Source organism: Kitasatospora sp. NPDC058444 (genome assembly GCF_042721415.1).
In the GTDB taxonomy this organism is placed as follows: Bacteria; Actinomycetota; Actinomycetes; order Streptomycetales; family Streptomycetaceae; genus Kitasatospora.
In genome coordinates this window covers 2,755-20,288 of the sequence record NZ_JBHXLL010000004.1, presented here as the reverse complement: position 1 = coordinate 20,288, position 17,534 = coordinate 2,755, and the positions used below count along the sequence as shown (strand labels likewise).

Below are 17,534 nucleotides of genomic sequence, written 5' to 3'. Positions count from 1 at the left end.
CGCCTTCGCCACCATCGCCGCCGCCTCACGACCCGACCGCACGACCCGACCGCACGACCCTAAGGACGGACCTCCCCGTGACCACGGACACCACACTCACCGCCGAGCAGATCCTGATCGCGGCGGAGGACGTCCTCCGGCGGTTCGGCCCGGCCAAGGCCACCGTCGTGGACGTCGCCCGCACCCTCGGGGTCAGCCACAGCAGCGTCTACCGCCACTTCCCCAGCAAGGCCGCGCTGCGCGAGGCGGTCACCCAGCGCTGGCTCGACCAGGCGCACCACGAACTGGCGACCATCTCCAACGAGGGCGGCCCCGCCGCCGAGCGGCTGCACCGCTGGCTGACGACGCTGTTCGCGGCCAAGCGGAAGAAGGCGCTGGACGACCCGGAGCTGTTCGCCACCTACATGGTGCTGGTGGAGGAGAACAGCGGCCTGGTGGACGCCCACATCGACACCCTGGTCGACCAGATCGCGCAGATCGTCACGGACGGCACGGAGGGCAAGGAGTTCAAGCTCGCCCACATCCGCAACACCGCCCGCGCCGTCTTCGACGCCACCGGCCCCTTCCACGACCCGGCCTACGCGTCCACCTGGTCCGCGCCCGGCGTCGACGACCGGTTCGAGGCCGTCTGGAAGCTCGTCCTCGGTGGCCTGAAGGCGAAGTGACGAAGGGCGAAGTGACGAAGCATCAGCAGTGATGGGGCGGGCGAGCGGAGGGAAATTCGCTCGCCCGCCCCTCGCTCTTCCGCCAGACTGCCGCGCACAGTTGATCTCACCCGGAGGATGACATGCATGCGGCCCGCCCGGCCCTGGACAGCCTGGAGGGACTCACCCTCGGCGATGCCTTCGGCGACCGGTGGTTCTCGGTCCCGTTGGACGAGGCACCCGCCGCGCTGGCCGCCCGGCTGGTCAGGCGCGCACCCTGGCACTGGACCGACGACACGGCCATGGCACTCGTGCTGGTCCGCCACCTGCTCGATGCGGGAGAGGTCCGACCGGACGCGCTGGCCCGGGAGTTCGCCGCCGAGTACGCCCGCGAGTACGGGCGCAAGTACGGCCCCTCGATGCACCGGGTGCTGCGCGGGATCGGCGCCGGCGGGGACTGGCGCGCCATCACCGCGGCCCAGTTCGAGGGCCAGGGCTCACACGGGAACGGCGCCGCCATGCGGGTCGCCCCACTGGGGGCCTGGTTCGCCGAGGACCTCGACGCGGTGGCCCGGCAAGCCGAACTGCAGGCGCTCACCACCCACTTCCACCCGGAGGCGGTCGCCGGGGCGATGGCGGTCGCACTCGCGGCGGCGCTGGCGGTCCGGAGCCGGGGCGGGGACCCTCCCGGCCGGGCCGAGTTGCTGACCGAGATCGCCGGACGGCTGCCGGACAGCGAGGTCCGCTCCGGGCTGCGGATCGCCGCCCGGCTGCCCGGGCACACCAGCGTCCGGCACGCCGCCAACATGCTCGGCTCGGGCATGGTGATCTCCGCCCCGGACACCGTGCCGTTCGCCCTCTGGTCCGCGGCCGGGCACCTGGACTCGCTGCCCGAGGCCATCTGGCACACCCTGGAGGGCTGGGGCGACAAGGACACCACCTGTGCCATCGCCGCCGGCGTGGTCGCCGCCCGGACCGGGCTCGCGGGCGTACCGCCCGGCTGGCTCGCCGCTCGCGAGCAACTCCCGGACTGGGTCGCCGAGGCGTCCGGGGCCGCGGGCCGAGGGTCAGGAGCGGCGGGCCGAGGTCCGGGAGCGGCGGGGACGCCGGGCGATCCGGGCGGCCGGTGCCCGGTGCCCGGTGGTCAGCGCCGGGTGATGAAGCGGAACACTCGGTAGCCGAGGAGCAGGACCATCGCGCCGCCGATCGCCGAGACCCACGTCGTGACGTCCAGGAAGCTCACCTTCACCACCCCGTGCATCCAGTGCGAGACGATCCAGGTGCCGATGTAGGAGCCGGTGATGCCGATCAGGGTGCTGCTGATCAGGCCGCGTTCACCCCTCGACATCGCCATCCTGGCCAAGGTCCCCGACACCAGACCCAGCACGATCCACGCCATCCAACTCATCCGCCGCCCCTTGCGTCATCGGTGTGACGACCCTGTCGAGCCCCCGGGTCCGACCGGAATGACGTACGAGAGCCTCCCACCGTTCCAGCGCCCGGGAGGGCCGGTTCGAACCGGCCACCCGGGCGCTGCCGCTCCGGGCGGCGGACCTCCTCGCGGTACGCCACCCACAGCCTCCCGAACGCTGGGGACGCACCGAACTCGCTCGTCAGCGGCGCGAGTTGCCGAACAACAGCCGGTAGACGATCAGCAGCACCAGGGCGCCGCCGATCGCCGACACCCAGGTCGCGGCGTCGAAGAAGTGCGCCGTGACCGAGCGGTGCAGGAAGTGCGACGCGATCCAGCCGCCGACGAACGATCCGGCGATGCCGATCAGGGTGGTCACGATCAGGCCGCCCGGGTCCTTCCCCGGCAGCAGCAACTTGGCCAGCCCACCCGCCAGCAGGCCCAGCACGATCCACGCGACGATGCTCATTCCGGCATCCCCTCCCGTCGACGGCGCGACGGCCCCGTCCCGTGCGCTCTGCCCGGAAGGACGCCTCCGCCCGCCCGGCCGGTTCCGCCCGGTTCCGCCCGGTTCCCTTGCCGGTTCCGCCTCACGGTTCCAGCCTCGCGGCGACCGCAGACGTCAGCCGTAGGCTCACCACCTGCAGGACGGCGTTCGAACCCAACCCGCGGGGCCTGGGCCACCCCCGCGCGTGGCGCCCTTCCCGCGGGGCGCCCACGCCGAAATACTGCGGCCATGCGCATCCTGATCGCCACCGCCGGCTCCCGGGGCGACGTGTCACCCTTCCTCGGGCTCGGCGTCCGGCTGCGGACGGCCGGACATCAGGTGGCCGTCGCCACCCACGACGCCTTCGCCGGGCCGGTGCGGGCCGCCGGGCTGGAGTTCCGCCCGCTGCCGGTAGACCCGCGCGCCGAACTCGCCTCCACCGAGGGCCGGCGGCTGCTACGGGCCGGCAGCGGACCGGTGGGAATCCTGCAACTCCTGCGGCTCGCCCGGAAGTTCATGCCCGCACTCGGCGACGGCATCGCCGACGCCACGGCGCTCGGCGCCGACCTGCTGCTGACCACCAGCACCACCAGCGCGCTCGGCCAGGTCGCCGCCGAGGCGGCCGGCATCCCCAGCATCGGGCTGTACCTCCAGCCCCTCGCCCCCACCCGGGAGTTCGCGCCCGCCGTCACCGGAACCCGATCGCTCGGCCGAGCCGGCAACCTGCTGGCGGGGCACGCCGTCCAGAGCGCGACCGACCGGCTCTTCGTGCCGGCCGTCCGCGGGCTGCGCCGGCGGCTCGGCCTGTCGCCGCTCGGCGTCGCCCGGGCCCGTCGCAACCACCGGATCCTGCACGGCTTCTCGCCCCTGGTGGTGCCCCGACCCACCGACTGGCACCCCCGGCTGGATGTGGCGGGCTACTGGTGGCCGCCCGACCAGTCGGACTGGAAACCCACGGCCCGACTGGTCGACTTCCTCGCCGCCGGGCCGCCGCCGGTCTTCGTCGGTTTCGGCAGCCTGGTCGTCCCCGACCCCGAGCGGCTCACCGCCACCGTCCTCGCCGCCGCCCGCGCCGCCCGGGTGCGCCTCCTCCTCCAGTCGGGCTGGAGCGAACTGGCCGCCGAGGACTCGGACTCCGTCCTGACCATCGGCGACACCCCGCACGACTGGCTCTTCCCGCGCACCGCCGCCGTGGTCCACCACGCGGGCGCCGGGACCACGGCCGCGGCCCTCCGCTCCGGGACCCCGTCCGTCCCTGTGCCCGCCCAACTCGACGCACCGTTCTGGTCCGCCCGGCTGTCCCTGCTCGGCGTCTCCCCCGGCCCCGTCCCGCTGCGCACCCTCACCCCCGCCCACCTCGCCGCCTCGCTCCGCCAGGCCCTCGACGACCCCGGCTACCGCACCCGCGCCCGGACCGTCGCCGCCGCCCTGGCCACCGAGGACGGCGCGGCGAAGGTCCTCACCGCCGTCGATCGGGCGGCGGCAGCGGCCGGGTGAGGAGCGGAGGGCGGCAGCAGGCGGCGAACAGCGAGTTGCGAACATCCGACAATCGACAACCGACAGAGAACAGCCGACACCCAACAGCTGACAGAGAACAGCTAACAGATTTCGAAATCTGTTAGCTGTTCGCCGTCATCCGTCAGCCCGCCCCTCCCGTGCAGCTCCCCTCCCGAACACCCCGCTCAGCCCCAGGTACACCACGGCCGCCGCCGTGAGCCCGACGGCCCAGCCGTAGTCGGCGAGCGGCTTGAGGACGGGGATCAGGCCGTCCGCCGGGAACGGGCCCTGCTTCGCGCCGTCGGCGTCGAGGGTCGAGTACGAGCCGCCGACGGCCAGCACGCCGCCCACCAGCAGCGCCGTGACGGCCGTCCAGTTCCACCCGGCCGCGTACCAGTACGCCCCGCCCGGTCGGTACAGCTCGGCGAGCCGGAGCCGGGTGCGGCGCAGTACCCAGTAGTCGGCGATCAGCACTCCGCCGACGGTGCCGAGCAGGCCGCCGACCACGCCCAGCCAGGTGAAGATGTACACGTGCGGGTCGGAGATCAGCCGCCAAGGGAAGATCGCGATCCCGACCACCCCCGTGATCAGCGCCCCGGTCCGGAAGTTGACGAGGCGAGGCAGCAGGTTGGCGAGATCGTAGGCGGGCGAGACGACGTTGGCGGCGATGTTCACCGACAGCGTCGCGACCAGCACGGTCAGCAGAGCGAACAGGATGCCGACCGGGTTCTCCATCTTGGCGGCGAGCTGGATCGGGTCCCACACCGGGACGCCGTAGACCGCCTCGGAGCCCGAGGTGACCAGCACGGACAGGAACGCGAAGAGCGTCATCGTGGTCGGCAGGCCGAGTGCCTGCCCGCGTATCTGGGCCCGCTGGCTGCCGCCGAAGCGGGTGAAGTCGGGGATGTTCAGCGAGAGGGTGGACCAGAACCCGATCATGCCCATCAGCGCCGGGAAGAAGACCTTCCAGAAGCCCTCGCCCCACCCCAGCCTGGACGGCTGGTCGAGCAGTGGCCCGAGCCCGCCCGCCTTGACGGTGATCCACACCAGCAGCGCGAGCGCACCGACGATGACGAACGGCGCCGCCCAGTTCTCAAACCGCCGCAGGGCCTCCATCCCCCGCGCGATGATGGCCATCTCGATCAGCCAGAACAGCAGGAACGACAGCCACTGCGTCCACGGGTAGCCGCCGAACTCACTGGCGGTGCGCCAGGATTCACCGAACAGCTTGCCGGCCAGCAGGAAGATGCCCTCGCCGCCGATCCAGGTCTGGATGCCGAACCAGGCGCAGGCCACCGCCGCCCGCAGCAGCGCGGGCAGGTTGGCGCCGCGCAGTCCGAAGGAGGCACGGGCGAAGACCGGGAACGGGATGCCGTACTTGGTGCCGGCGTGCCCGGTGAGCAGCATCGGGACCAGCACGATGAGGTTGGCGAGTGCGATGGTCAGCACCGCCTGCTTCCAGTCCATGCCGAGCGTGACCAGGCCCGAAGCCAGGGTCCAGGACGGGATGTTGTGGGCCATGCCGACCCAGAGCGCGAGGAAGTTGTACGTGGTCCAGGTGCGCCGCGCCACCGGGACCGGCCGCAGGTCGTCGCTGGTGAATCCGTTGGGCGGCAAATCCCCGGTGGCCGGGTCGAGTTCGACCCGGCCGTTGGGGTGATGCCACTGTCTGCTGCCGCTGGCCTCGGTGTCGGGCACGGACAACTCCCGTCCGCCGCGGCCGAATCCGCGGCTGAGCTCAGGTGGGGGTCACGGAATGGTTCACAGGCAGGTTCACAGGCGGGTCCACAAGCGGGTTCACAGGTTGGTTCGCAGTTTGGTTCACGGACTTGTTCACGGACGGTCCACGGAGTGGCTCACGCGGCGTCCGGACAGCCCGTCACAGGTGCGGGATGACGTCCGCCCCGTACGCGTCGATGGTGGCTTCGATGGCGTCGTGCATGGCGTAGACGGCGAACTGGTCGACACCGAGCGAGCGGAGCTCCGCCAGCCGGGCCCGTTGCGCCTCCGCCGGGCCGATCAGGCAGAAGCGGTCGACGATCTCGTCCGGAACGAAGGCCGTGTCCGGGTTCCCGGCCCGCCCGTGGTGGCTGTAGTCGTAGCCCTGGCGGCCCTTGATGTACTCGGTGAGCGCCTCCGGCACCAGGTCGGAGTGCTCACCGTAGTGGCTGACCAGGTCGGCCACGTGGTTGCCCACCATCCCGCCGAACCAGCGGCACTGCTCCCGGGCGTGGGCGAGCGCCTCGGGCGAGTCGTCGGCCGTGACGTAGGCCGGGGCGGCGACGCAGATGGTGAGCGAGTCCGGGTCCCGGCCGGCCTCGACGGCGGCGGCCCGCACCGCCTTGACCATGAACTCGGTGAGGTACGGATCGGCCAGCTGCAGGATGAAGCCGTCAGCCTGACGGCCCGTCAGAGCGAGCGCCTTCGGCCCGTACGCGCCCATCCAGATCGGCAGCGACGCGCCGGGGCGAACCCAGGGCAGGCGCATCTCGGTGCCGTCCACCTCGGCGGTGCGCCCCTCGGCCAACTCCTTGATGCTGTGCATGGCTTCGGAGAGTCGGGCGAGGGTGGCGGGGTGCCGCCCGGCGACCCGCATGGCGGAGTCACCGCGGCCGATCCCGCAGACGGTCCGGTTGCCGTACATGTCGTTGAGGGTGGCGAAGGTGGAGGCGGTCACCTCCCAGGTGCGGGTGCCCGGATTGGTCACCATCGGGCCGACGGTCATCCGCTCGGTCTCGGCGAGGATCCGGCTGTAGATGACGAAGGGCTCCTGCCACAGCACGCAGGAGTCGAAGGTCCAGCCGTGGCTGAACCCGGCCCGCTCGGCGCGGATCATCCGGTCGATGAGCAGCCGGGCGGGCGGGTCGGTCTGAAGGACGAGGCCGATGTCCATGAGGGGCTCCAGGTAAGGGTCCTGCCCGCCACCGCCCGGTCGCCGAGCGGATCGGCGCAACGGGCGGCGACGGGCGAGCGGTGAACGGTCAGGCGGTCGAACGTCGAGCAATCGACGGGCGAAAGGCCGAACGGCGAGCGGTCGGTCGGCCAACGGTCAAGCGGCAAGCGGGAGGGGACTCAGACCAGGTACTGGCAGGTGTCCCGGCGCAGGAAGGTCCCGTGCCCGGCCCGGCCGAGCCAGGCCCCGTCGTCCAGCACGACGGTGCCGCGCGACATCACCGTCCTTGCCCGGCCGGTGAGTCGGCGGCCCTCGTAGGCCGAGTAGTCCACGTTCATGTGGTGGGTCGCGGCGGAGACGGTCTGCACCGCGGTCGGGTCGTAGACCACCAGGTCGGCGTCGGCACCCGGGGCGACGGTGCCCTTGCGCGGGTGCAGGCCGAACATCCGGGCCGGGGTGGTGCAGGCGATCTCGACCCAGCGGCGCCGGCTGATGTGCCCGTCCACCACGGCCTGGTGGAGCAGGTCCATCCGGTTCTCGACGCCCGGCAGGCCGTTGGGGATCTTCGAGAAGTCGCCGCGGCCCAGCTCCTTCTGGCCGACGAAGCAGAACGGGCAGTGGTCGGTGGAGACCACCTGGAGGTCGTTGGTGCGCAGCCCGCGCCAGAGCGACTCCTGGTGCTCGCGCGGCCTGAGTGGCGTGCTGCACACGTACTTGGCGCCTTCGAAGCCGTCGGCGCCCTCCTCGGCGAGGTTGTCCGTGGAGAGGAAGAGGTACTGCGGGCAGGTCTCGCCGAAGACGTTGAGCCCTTCGTCGCGGGCGCGGGCGAGTTCGGCGAGCGCGGCGGCGGCGGAGACGTGCACCACGTAGAGCGGACTGCCGGCCACCTGGGCGAGCTTGATCGCCCGGTGGGTGGCCTCGGCCTCCAGCAGTTCGCGGCGGACCTCGCCGTGGTGGCGGGGGGCGGTCTTCCCGGCGGCGAGCGCCTGTTCGACCAGGACGTCGATGGCGATGCCGTTCTCCGCGTGCATCATGATCAGCCCGCCGTTGGCGGCACCGCGCTGCATGGCGCGCAGGATGCGGCCGTCGTCGCTGTAGAAGACGCCGGGGTAGGCCATGAAGAGCTTGAAGGAGGTGGACTCGCCGGAGTCCACCAGGGCGTCCATCTCCTTCAGCACGGCGTCGTTGACGTCGGAGACGATGGTGTGGAAGGCGTAGTCGATCGCGCAGTTGCCCTCGGCCTTGGCGTGCCAGGTGTCCAGGCCCTCGCGCAGCGAGCCGCCGACCGGCTGCACGGCGAAGTCCACGATGGTGGTGGTGCCGCCCCAGGCGGCGGCCCGGGTGCCGGTTTCGAAGGTGTCGGAGGCCGCGGTGCCGCCGAACGGCAGCTCCATGTGGGTGTGGGCGTCGACGCCGCCCGGGATGACGTAGTGGCCGGTGGCGTCGATGACGGTGTCGGCGGTCCAGGCCTCGGCGGCGGAGCTGCCGGTGGCGGCGAGGGCGGCGATGCGCTCGCCCTCGATCAGGACGTCGGCGTGGACCTCCTCGGTCGCGGTGATGACGAGGCCGCCGCGGACGACGGTGCGCTGGTGCGGGGCACGGACGGCGGCCCGCGCGTCGCTGGTGGTCATCGCGCCGCTCCTCACGCCTCGGCGAGCGGTCCGTAGGCGTCGGGCCTGCGGTCGCGGTAGAACGCCCACTGCTGGCGGACCTGCTCGATCAGGCCGAGGTCGAGGTCGCGGACGACGAGTTCCTCCTCCTTGTCGGAAGCGACGTCGCCGACGAACTGGCCGCGCGGGTCCACGAAGTAGGAGGTGCCGTAGAAGTCGTTGTCGCCGTACTCCTCGGTGCCGACGCGGTTGATCGCGGCGACGAAGTACTCGTTGGCGACGGCGGCGGCGGGCTGTTCGAGCTGCCAGAGGTAGGCGGACAGGCCGCGGCTGGTGGCCGAGGGGTTGTAGACGATCTGCGCGCCGGCCAGGCCGAGGGCGCGCCAGCCCTCGGGGAAGTGGCGGTCGTAGCAGATGTACACGCCGACCTTGCCGACGGCGGTGTCGAACACGGGCCAGCCGAGGTTGCCGGGCTTGAAGTAGTACTTCTCCCAGAAGCCCTTGACCTGCGGGATGTGGTGCTTGCGGTACTTGCCGAGGTAGCTGCCGTCGGCGTCGATGACGGCGGCGGTGTTGTAATAGACGCCGGCCTGCTCCTCCTCGTAGACCGGGACGACCATCACCAGCCCGAGCTCGCGGGCGAGTTCCCGCATCCGGCGCACGGTCGGGCCGTCGGGGACGGCCTCGGCCCAGCGGTAGTGCTCGGCCTCCTGGACCTGACAGAAGTACGGGGAGTTGAAGACCTCCTGGAAGCCGATGATCTTCGCGCCCTGGGCTGCGGCCTCGCGGGCGTACCGCTCGTGGAGCGCGATCATGCTCTCCTGGTCACCGGTCCAGCGGGTCTGGACGAGCGCGGCACGGACGATCTGCGACATGGTTACCTCCGCAACTCCGCGGTCCGGCCGTGCGGTCGGGCCCGCGGTCTGAGGGTTGACGGGGCGGGTCTGCCCCACGGTTCCGCTCGGGGAACCGCGGGGTCTACGTGCGTAGAAAGCGATCTGTAGACGGTAGGCCTGGCCTCGGTGGCCTGACAATACGTTGGCGCAAACGCGTCCGGGGCGATCTCGTCGCGCGGACACGCGGATGTTCCCGGGGTGCGATGAAGAGATGATCTACCCCGGGATTCGCCGTCTTACTCGCAACGGACGGCGGCGGGCCGTCAGCTCGGCTTGACTTCGTCCGGTTCGCTCCGGAAGGATCCGGCGCATGGACTCCGGCGCCACTCTGGTCTGCCGCCTGCACGTCGATCTGCGGCGCCAGGCGAGTTCCATCTGTGCCTGTTGACCTTGCTCTCCCCCGCCGGTACCGCCCTGTGACGTCCGCCAGGGCCCGTGCCGTGCACCCGTACCCGCAGTTCTGACTCCCGACCGCACCCGGCGCACCCGCACGTGCCGGGCCGCTCCGTCGGCCCGCCCGTCCGCCGTCGCCGGTCGCCGGGCGCTTCCCGCCGACGTTCCCGCCGCATCCGAGGACGCCTCCATGAGCCCGAGCCCGAGCATCAGCCACGACATCCGCCCGAGCATCAGCCGCGATACCCGCCCGACCGTCGGCCCTGAAGCCCATGCCGGAGACCACGCCGGAGACCACCCCGGATCCCACGCCGACGCCGACGTCCCCGCGCCGCTCACCCCCGGCACCCTGCGGACCATCGTCCGCGAGCTGGCCGAGCGGCCCGAGGAGTGGATCCACCACGTCCGTCTCTCCGCCGAGGACCGCTGGTACCGCCGGCTGACGGCCGACGACGACCACGAGGTGTGGCTGATCAGCTGGCTGCCCGGCCAGTCCACCGGCTTCCACGACCACGGCGGCTCGCGCGGCGCCTTCACCGTCGCCCTCGGCGAGTTGGAGGAGCTGTCCCTCGGCGGCCCGGAGCAGGGCCTGCTGATCCGCCGGGTCCCGGCCGGCACCGCCCGCGCCTTCGGCCCCGAGTACGTGCACGACGTGCGCAACACCGCCGCCGGCCCCGCCGTGACCCTGCACGCCTATTCGCCGCCGCTGAGCTCGATGGCGCACTACGATCTGCGGGCCGGTGGGCTCGTCCGCACCTCCGAGGAAGGACCCGAACAGTGGTGACCACGATCGACGACCTGGTGGAGCGCGCCCGGCAGGGCGTCCACCGGCCCCGCGCCCGCGAGGCGTACCAGGCCCAGCTGGACGGCGCGCTGCTGGTGGACATCCGTCCGGCGGCGCAGCGGGCGGCCGAGGGGGAGATCCCCGGCTCGCTGATCATCGAGCGCAACGTGCTGGAGTGGCGGCTGGATCCGACGGGCAGTCACCGGATTCCCGAGGCCTCGGGCTACGACGTCGAGGTGATCGTGGTCTGCTCCGAGGGCTACGCCTCCAGCCTGGCCGCCGCTTCCCTGCGCGAGCTGGGGTTGCACCGGGCGACCGACCTGGACGGCGGCTTCGTGGGCTGGGCGGCCGCGGGTCTGCCGACCCGTCAGGGCGGCTGAGGTCGCGGTCGCACCGCGTGCCGGGACGGTAAATCAAGGACAGGAGATGAAGCAGGTCATAGTCTGATCAGAGTTTCCGCCGGTCCAAAGCTGGGCAGCCACGCGGGCGGAAGTACGCCCGGGCGCTTGAAACCGCCGTCGCCGAACGACCCGACCGAACGACCGAACGACCGAGGCGCCGCCTCTCCGGGGCGCCCTGACGAGGAAACTCCCACGTGATCAGATTCGAGGGCGCCGGAAAGCGCCACCCCGACGGCACCGTCGCGGTCGAGGGCCTGGACCTGGAGGTCCCGACCGGTCGCATAACCGTCCTGGTCGGCCCGTCCGGCTGCGGAAAGACCACCCTGCTGCGCATGGTCAACCGAATGGTCGAGCCCACCTCGGGCCGGGTCCTGCTGGACGACACGGACGTCGCGAAGCTGGAACCCGCCAAGCTGCGCCGTGGCATCGGGTACGTGATCCAGCAGGCCGGGCTCTTCCCGCACCGCAAGGTGATCGACAACATCGCCACCGTCCCCTACCTGCTCGGCTGGGACCGCAAGAAGGCCCGCGCCCGCGCCGCCGAACTGCTCGAACTGGTCGGGCTCGCACCGGAGACCGCCAAGCGGTACCCGTTCCAGCTGTCCGGCGGCCAGCAGCAGCGGGTCGGTGTGGCGCGCGCGCTGGCCGCCGACCCGCCGGTGCTGCTGATGGACGAGCCGTTCAGCGCGGTCGACCCGGTGGTGCGGGCCGGGCTCCAGGAGGAGCTGCTGCGGCTCCAGTCCGAGCTGCACAAGACGGTGCTGTTCGTCACCCACGACATCGAGGAGGCCGTCCGGCTCGGCGACCAGGTGGTGGTGCTCCGCGAGCACGGCCGGATCGCCCAGCTGGCCGACCCGCACACGCTGCTCACCACGCCCGCCGACGAGGGCGTGGCCGCCTTCCTCGGGCGTGACCGGGGCCTGCGCGGCCTCGGCCTGCGCCCTGCCGGAGCTGTCGAGCTCCGCCCGGTGGGTGACGGACTCCGGTACGGAGGCTGGGAGTTGGCCCTGGACGACGAGCGCCGACCGATCGGCTGGATCGACCGCGACGCCGCCACCGCCGAACTGCAGCCGGCAGCCGGCTTCCGCCCGGACACCGAAACCCTGCGCACCGCGCTGGACGCCGCCGTCCTCTCCCCCGCCGGGGTCGCCGTCGCACTGGACGCCGACGGCCGGGTCATCGGCACCGCGAGCCGTGAGGCGGTCCTCGCCGCACTGCGTCCCGACGCCTCCGGTTCGCCGGCCGAAGGGGCGCCCGTCCGCGTCGGCAAGGCCCCGATCGACGGAAGCCACCCGGACGGCACCGGCGGCACCGGCGGGGCTAGCGACACAAGCGGCGCGAGCGGCGTGAACGGCACGAACGGCATGGACGGCATGAGCCGCACCAGTGGTACGAGCCGTACCAGTGGCACGGACGGCAGCGTCGGCGCGGACGGAGCCGACGGTGGACGATGAACCGATCGTCCGCTGGTACTGGATCGGCGACCACCTCGGCTACCTCGGCCACCTGCTCGCCGACCACGCCGTGATCGCCCTCGTCCCCGTGCTCATCGGCCTGCTGCTGGCCGTCCCGCTCGGCCTGGCCTGCGCCCGCTACCCCCGGCTGTACCAGCCGCTGTCCGCCGTGTTCAACATCGTCTACGCGCTGCCCTCGCTGGCCGTGTTCGTGGTGCTGATCCCGTACACCGGCCTCGCCACCCAGGCGACCGTGATGATCCCGCTCACCTTCTACGCCCTCGCCGTGCTGCTGCCGACCACCGTGGACGGGCTGCGCGCCGTCCCGGACGCCGTCCGGCAGGCCGCGACCGCGATGGGGTACGGGCCGTGGCACCGGCTGACCTCGGTCGAGCTGCCCGCCGCCGTGCCGTACCTGATCGCCGGACTGCGGGTCGCGGCGGTGTCCAGCATCTCGCTGGCGAGCGTCGGTGCGCTGGTCGGCCGCGGCGGGCTCGGCTACCTGTTCGTCGACGGCTTCCAGCGCACCTTCCCGACCCCGATCGTGGCGGGCATCGTGCTGATCGCCGTCCTGGCGCTGGCCGTCGACCTGCTGCTGGTGACCGCCCGACGCCTGCTCGCACCCTGGGCCGTCCGGGAGAAGGGAGCCGGCTCGTGAACTGGCTGAACTGGCTGAGCGACTTCTTCACCGCCCCGGACCACCTCAGCGGGCCGGACTCGATCGTGCACCGGGTCACCGAGCACCTGCTGCTCTCCGGCGAGGCCCTGCTGTTCGCGGCGCTGCTCGCCGTCCCGCTCGGGCTGCTGATCGGCTACACCGGTCGCGGCGTCACCGTGGTGACCGCGCTCGCGGGCTCCGCCCGGGCCCTGCCCACCCTCGGCCTGGTGACGCTGGCCGTGCTGCTCGCCGGGGTCGGCGACACCGCCGTGCTGATCCCTCTGGTCGCACTCGCCGCGCCGCCGTTGCTGGTGGCCGCCGTCGAGGGGGTGCGGGGCACCGACCCGGACGTCCGCGACGCCGCCCGCGGCATCGGGCTGACCCACCCCCAGGTGCTGCGGCAGGTCTGCCTGCCCTCGGCCGCGCCGACCCTGCTGGCCGGCTTCCGGACAGCGACCGTGCAGGTGATCGCGACCGCCACGGTGGCCGCCTACGTCGGTCTGGGCGGCCTCGGCCGCTACGTCATCGACGGACTGGCGACCCGCAAGTACGCCGTGACCGTGGGCGGCGCGCTGCTGGTGGTGCTGCTCGCGGTCGCCGCCCAGCTGTTCTTCGCCCTGCTCGCCCGCTTCGCGCTCCCGCCCGGGGTGCGCGCCCAGCAGCGGCCCCACTGACGTCCGCCTCCTCTTCACCTCCCGTCCCGGAAGGACATTTGTCATCATGTCGACAATCAACCGAAGCCGCCGCGCCGTCGTCCTCGGCACCCTGGCCGCGCTCGCCCTCGGCGCCACCGCATGCGGTTCCTCCGGCGGAGACCCGCTCGGCGGGGGTTCGAGCTCCTCGGCCCCGGCAGGCGGCTCGGGCGGTTCCGACGGCTCGGGCGGTTCCGGGTCGACGGTCGTGGTCGGCTCGGCCAACTTCCCGGAGAACGTCCTGCTCGGGTCGATCTACTCGCAGGCCCTCAAGGCCAAGGGCGTCAAGGTCCAGGAGAAGTTCAACATCGGCAGCCGCGAGGTGCTCTACGGTCAGCTGCAGAGCGGCAACCTGACCCTCCTGCCGGAGTACAACGGCTCACTGCTCGCCTACCTGGACCCGAAGTCCACCGCCGTCACCACCCAGGACGTGAACGCGGCGCTCACCACGACGCTGCCCGCCGCGCTGGGCATCCTCGACTCCTCCCCGGCCGAGGACAAGGACTCGCTCAGCGTCAGCCAGGAGACGGCCGACAAGGACAACCTCAAGAGCATCGCCGACCTCGCCGCCAAGGCCGGCGAGTTCACCATCGGCGGGCCGCCGGAGTTCAAGAGCCGCCGCGAGCAGCAGCTCAAGGACGTCTACGGGCTGACCTTCAAGGAGTGGAAGCCCACCGCCGACACCACCGCGAACGCACTCAAGGACGGCAGCATCCAGGTCGGCAACGTGTTCACCACCGACCCGAAGATCGCCCAGTACAAGCTCGTCCCGCTGGCCGACCCGAAGAACATCTTCGGCGCGCAGAACGTCACCCCGCTGGTCCACAAGGCGGGCGTGGACGCGACCGCGACAGCGGCGCTCAACGCGGTGTCGGCCAAGCTCGACACCGCCGGGCTGATGGCGATGATGAAGCGCGTGTCGGTGGACAAGGAGGACCCGTCGGCGGTCGCCAAGGACTGGCTGAAGTCCAACGGTCTCGGCTGAACGGTCTCTGCCGACGATCTCGGCTGACGATCAACGGCTGACGGTCTCGGCCGGATTGGCTTGACCGACGGGCCTTGACCGCCGGACTCTGGCTGACGGTCCTTGACCGGCGGGCTTCGGGTGACGGTGGCCCGGCCCCCCGAACGCCCATGGATCGCGAACGCGGCGGCCCGGAGGAGCTTCCTCCGGGCCGCCGCCCGCCATTCCGGAGGCCTCCCTCCAGCCGCCGGAGGGACCTTCCCTTCCACGCCGCGAACATGACACTCTGGGCGCCATGCGCACTCGTCTCCTCGCCGCCACCCTCACGGCACTCGCCGCGGTGAGCCTCGCTGCCTGCTCCAGCTCCGGATCGGGTTCGAACAAGGCCACCTCCGCGGCCGGCTCCCCCACCACCTCCGCCGCATCGGCCCCCGTGCCCTCCGACGCCGCCACCACGCCCGCGGCTCCCGCGCCCGGCACAGCCGCCCCCACGGCCGACGGCGCCACCGACGCGCCCGCCCCCGACGCCGGCGCCTCGGGAGCCCCCGCACCGGCCAAGCCCGCCCCGCCCGCCGACGCCGGACTGCCCGCCAAGCCCGGCAACGACCTGGCGGCCAAGCTGGTGTCCGCGCTGGACGCGATCGACCCGGCGATCGTCGGCGGCAAGCCGGACCAGGCCGTGGACCGGGCGCGCAACCAGTGCCAGGCGATGTACCAGTTCCCCAAGGACAAGCAGAAGCTCGTCGACCTGGCCAACCAGCGCTTCACCTCCGCCGACCACCCGCAGGGCTTCGGCCCGGACACCGCCGCGAAGATCAACGAGGCGCTGCTCGCCACGCTCTGCCCGCCGTCCCGCTGATCCGGAGCGCCGATCCGGACCGCTTGTCCAGGTCGTCGGTCCGGACCGCCGATCCGGGCTGCCGTCCGGGCCGCCGGGTCCGCGAACACATCGCCCCGCGGCTTCAGGGACCCGCGGGATTCAGGGATCCACGGATCTGCGGCACCATGAAACGCCCGGTGTCCTGAGCGCCGGGCCGCCGTGGCCGCGCCCCCTCATGGGTGCGCGGCCACGGTTTTCTCGTCTCCGGGGCCGCCCCTCGCCGTGGCCGCCCGAAGGTGCGCCGTCCGCCCCCTTGCGCTGCGCGGGCCGTGTGCTGACGAACTGTTAGGTCTCTTGACAGACCAGTGGTCTAGTCCAAACATAAGCATGTCGATCCGACCGGGATGCACTGTGGGGGTGTGACCACCGGCGGCTGAGGCACTGCCCTGCCATGCTCCGCTCCACCCCCGCTCCGTACGGCGCGCGCATCCGCACGCCGCCCGCCTCCACGCGAGTCGGTGGGCCTTCGCACGCCCGCACGCGCCCGCACCCCGCACTCCCGCACTCCTGATATCCGACCCGGTCCCGGGATCGCGGCCGACCCCACACGGCCGCCCTGCCCGGACCAACCGCACCTCCCCAACGTCCTGCCCCACCACGTCTGTTGGAGAATCCATGCGCCTTCGCAGAACAGTCCAGGCCGTGTTGACGGCCTGCGCCACGCTGGCCGCCTCGGCCGGCCTGGTCGCCGCCGGGACGAGCTCCGCCCAGGCCGCCACCCCGCTCCCCAGCCGGGTCTTCGCCCCCTACTTCGAGTCCTGGACCGGCCAGAGCCCGGCCCAGCTGGCCGCGCAGTCCGGCGCCAAGCACCTGACCATGGCGTTCCTCCAGACCGCCACCAAGGGCTCCTGCACGCCGTACTGGAACGGCGACACCTCCAAGCCGGTGTCCTCCTCCACCTTCGGCGCCGACATCGCGACCATCCGCGCCAACGGCGGGGACGTGATCCCGTCCTTCGGTGGCTACACCGCCGACAACACCGGCACCGAGCTGGCCGACAGCTGCACCGATGTCAACCAGATCGCCGCCGCGTTCGAGAACGTGATCACCACCTACGACGTCAGCCGGATCGACCTCGACATCGAGGACAACTCGCTGAACAACACCGCCGGGATCGACCGCCGCAACAAGGCGATCAAGATCGTGCAGGACTGGGCCGCCGCCAACGGGCGGAACGTCCAGTTCTCCTACACGCTGCCGACCACCACCTCCGGGCTGGCCAGCAGCGGGCTCGCGGTGCTGAAGAACGCGGTCAGCAACAACGCGCGGATCGACGTCGTCAACATGATGACCTTCGACTACTACGACAACGCCGCCCACGACATGGCGGCCGACACCCAGACCTCCGCGCAGGGCCTCTACAACCAGCTCGCCAAGCTCTACCCGTCCAAGACCCCTGCCCAGCTGTGGGGTTCGATCGGGATCATCGAGATGATCGGCGTCGACGACTTCGGCCCGGCGGAGACCTTCACCCTGGCCAACGCCAACACCGTGTACAACTGGGCGGTCTCCAAGGGCATCAACACGCTGTCCTTCTGGGCGCTCCAGCGCGACAACGGCGGCTGCCCGGGCACGGCCGGCAACGACAACTGCTCCGGGATCGCCCAGAACACCTGGGACTTCACCCACATCTTCGCGCCGTTCACCAGCGGCTCGACGGTGAGCAACGACTTCTCGGTGTCGGTGAGCCCCGACTCCGCCACGGTCGCGGCCGGTTCCTCCACCTCGGCGACCGTCGCGACGGCGGTGACGGCGGGCTCGGCGCAGAGCGTCAACCTCACGGTCAGCGGCGCTCCGGCCGGCGTCACCGCCACCGTCACCCCCGGCAGCGTGACCGCCGGCAACAGCGCCACGCTCAACATCAGCACCA

At 72.0% G+C, this 17,534-nt stretch carries 18 protein-coding genes; 12 read left to right on the top strand and 6 right to left on the bottom strand.

Translation table 11 applies throughout. From position 1 onward, the window contains the following. The first annotated feature begins 77 nt into the window (after window positions 1-77). Both ACFWP2_RS06485 and ACFWP2_RS06480 read left to right on the top strand, forming a co-directional pair. Window positions 78-665 (top strand): TetR family transcriptional regulator, encoded by a 588-nt coding sequence (locus ACFWP2_RS06485; protein WP_380449002.1) that lies wholly within the window; start codon window positions 78-80, stop codon window positions 663-665. Window positions 666-787: 122 nt separating this feature from the next. Further along, window positions 788-1,822 (top strand): ADP-ribosylglycohydrolase family protein, encoded by a 1,035-nt coding sequence (locus tag ACFWP2_RS06480; RefSeq protein ID WP_380449000.1) that lies wholly within the window; start codon window positions 788-790, stop codon window positions 1,820-1,822. On the opposite strand, the gene ACFWP2_RS06475 is transcribed toward ACFWP2_RS06480, so the two are convergent. Next, complete coding sequence (locus tag ACFWP2_RS06475; RefSeq protein WP_380448998.1) at window positions 1,789-2,052, bottom strand: GlsB/YeaQ/YmgE family stress response membrane protein; 264 nt, start codon at window positions 2,050-2,052, stop codon at window positions 1,789-1,791. The genes ACFWP2_RS06480 and ACFWP2_RS06475 overlap by 34 nt on opposite strands. Before the next feature lie 205 nt (window positions 2,053-2,257). Further along, entirely contained in the window at window positions 2,258-2,524 is a 267-nt protein-coding gene (locus tag ACFWP2_RS06470; protein WP_224275209.1) for a GlsB/YeaQ/YmgE family stress response membrane protein, read from the bottom strand. Between the two features lie 267 nt (window positions 2,525-2,791). Here ACFWP2_RS06470 and ACFWP2_RS06465 point away from each other — a divergent pair, with 267 nt between their 5' ends. Beyond that, complete coding sequence (locus tag ACFWP2_RS06465) at window positions 2,792-4,039, top strand: glycosyltransferase (protein WP_380448996.1); 1,248 nt, start codon at window positions 2,792-2,794, stop codon at window positions 4,037-4,039. A 135-nt stretch (window positions 4,040-4,174) separates the two neighbouring features. Here the strand turns inward: ACFWP2_RS06465 and ACFWP2_RS06460 are convergent, their stop codons facing one another. From ACFWP2_RS06460 to ACFWP2_RS06445, 4 genes are all read right to left on the bottom strand, one after another. Next, window positions 4,175-5,737 (bottom strand): NCS1 family nucleobase:cation symporter-1, encoded by a 1,563-nt coding sequence (locus tag ACFWP2_RS06460; RefSeq protein ID WP_380448994.1) that lies wholly within the window; start codon window positions 5,735-5,737, stop codon window positions 4,175-4,177. Between the two features lie 181 nt (window positions 5,738-5,918). Next, complete coding sequence (locus tag ACFWP2_RS06455; protein ID WP_380448992.1) at window positions 5,919-6,932, bottom strand: TIGR03842 family LLM class F420-dependent oxidoreductase; 1,014 nt, start codon at window positions 6,930-6,932, stop codon at window positions 5,919-5,921. Between the two features lie 179 nt (window positions 6,933-7,111). Then, window positions 7,112-8,563, bottom strand: coding sequence for a dihydropyrimidinase (hydA, locus tag ACFWP2_RS06450; RefSeq protein ID WP_380448990.1), 1,452 nt, complete (start codon window positions 8,561-8,563; stop codon window positions 7,112-7,114). 11 nt (window positions 8,564-8,574) lie between these two features. Next, on the bottom strand, window positions 8,575-9,417 hold the full coding sequence (locus tag ACFWP2_RS06445; protein ID WP_380448988.1) for a nitrilase-related carbon-nitrogen hydrolase: 843 nt from the start codon (window positions 9,415-9,417) through the stop codon (window positions 8,575-8,577). A 331-nt stretch (window positions 9,418-9,748) separates the two neighbouring features. Here ACFWP2_RS06445 and ACFWP2_RS06440 point away from each other — a divergent pair, with 331 nt between their 5' ends. From ACFWP2_RS06440 to ACFWP2_RS06400, 9 genes are all read left to right on the top strand, one after another. Further along, complete coding sequence (locus tag ACFWP2_RS06440; protein WP_107086570.1) at window positions 9,749-9,826, top strand: putative leader peptide; 78 nt, start codon at window positions 9,749-9,751, stop codon at window positions 9,824-9,826. Window positions 9,827-10,021: 195 nt separating this feature from the next. Next, a complete protein-coding gene (locus tag ACFWP2_RS06435) occupies window positions 10,022-10,615 on the top strand; it encodes a cysteine dioxygenase (RefSeq protein ID WP_380448986.1) in 594 nt (197 codons plus the stop codon). Continuing rightward, window positions 10,609-10,995, top strand: coding sequence for a rhodanese-like domain-containing protein (locus ACFWP2_RS06430; RefSeq protein ID WP_380448984.1), 387 nt, complete (start codon window positions 10,609-10,611; stop codon window positions 10,993-10,995). Before ACFWP2_RS06435 ends, ACFWP2_RS06430 begins: the two co-directional genes overlap by 7 nt. 215 nt (window positions 10,996-11,210) lie before the next feature. Beyond that, window positions 11,211-12,470: an ATP-binding cassette domain-containing protein gene (locus ACFWP2_RS06425; RefSeq protein WP_380448982.1), complete on the top strand. Its 1,260-nt coding sequence runs from the start codon at window positions 11,211-11,213 to the stop codon at window positions 12,468-12,470. Then, entirely contained in the window at window positions 12,460-13,128 is a 669-nt protein-coding gene (locus ACFWP2_RS06420) for an ABC transporter permease (RefSeq protein ID WP_360337908.1), read from the top strand. The genes ACFWP2_RS06425 and ACFWP2_RS06420 overlap by 11 nt, the downstream gene beginning before the upstream one ends. Next, window positions 13,125-13,802, top strand: a complete 678-nt coding sequence (locus ACFWP2_RS06415) for an ABC transporter permease (RefSeq protein ID WP_380448979.1) — start codon at window positions 13,125-13,127, stop codon at window positions 13,800-13,802. The genes ACFWP2_RS06420 and ACFWP2_RS06415 overlap by 4 nt, the downstream gene beginning before the upstream one ends. Before the next feature lie 46 nt (window positions 13,803-13,848). Continuing rightward, window positions 13,849-14,805 (top strand): ABC transporter substrate-binding protein, encoded by a 957-nt coding sequence (locus ACFWP2_RS06410; protein ID WP_380448977.1) that lies wholly within the window; start codon window positions 13,849-13,851, stop codon window positions 14,803-14,805. Between the two features lie 274 nt (window positions 14,806-15,079). Next, window positions 15,080-15,643, top strand: a complete 564-nt coding sequence (locus tag ACFWP2_RS06405; protein WP_380448975.1) for a hypothetical protein — start codon at window positions 15,080-15,082, stop codon at window positions 15,641-15,643. Window positions 15,644-16,279: 636 nt separating this feature from the next. Further along, window positions 16,280-17,534 (top strand): chitinase (locus tag ACFWP2_RS06400; protein WP_380448973.1); only part of this gene is annotated, 1,255 nt, incomplete at its 3' end.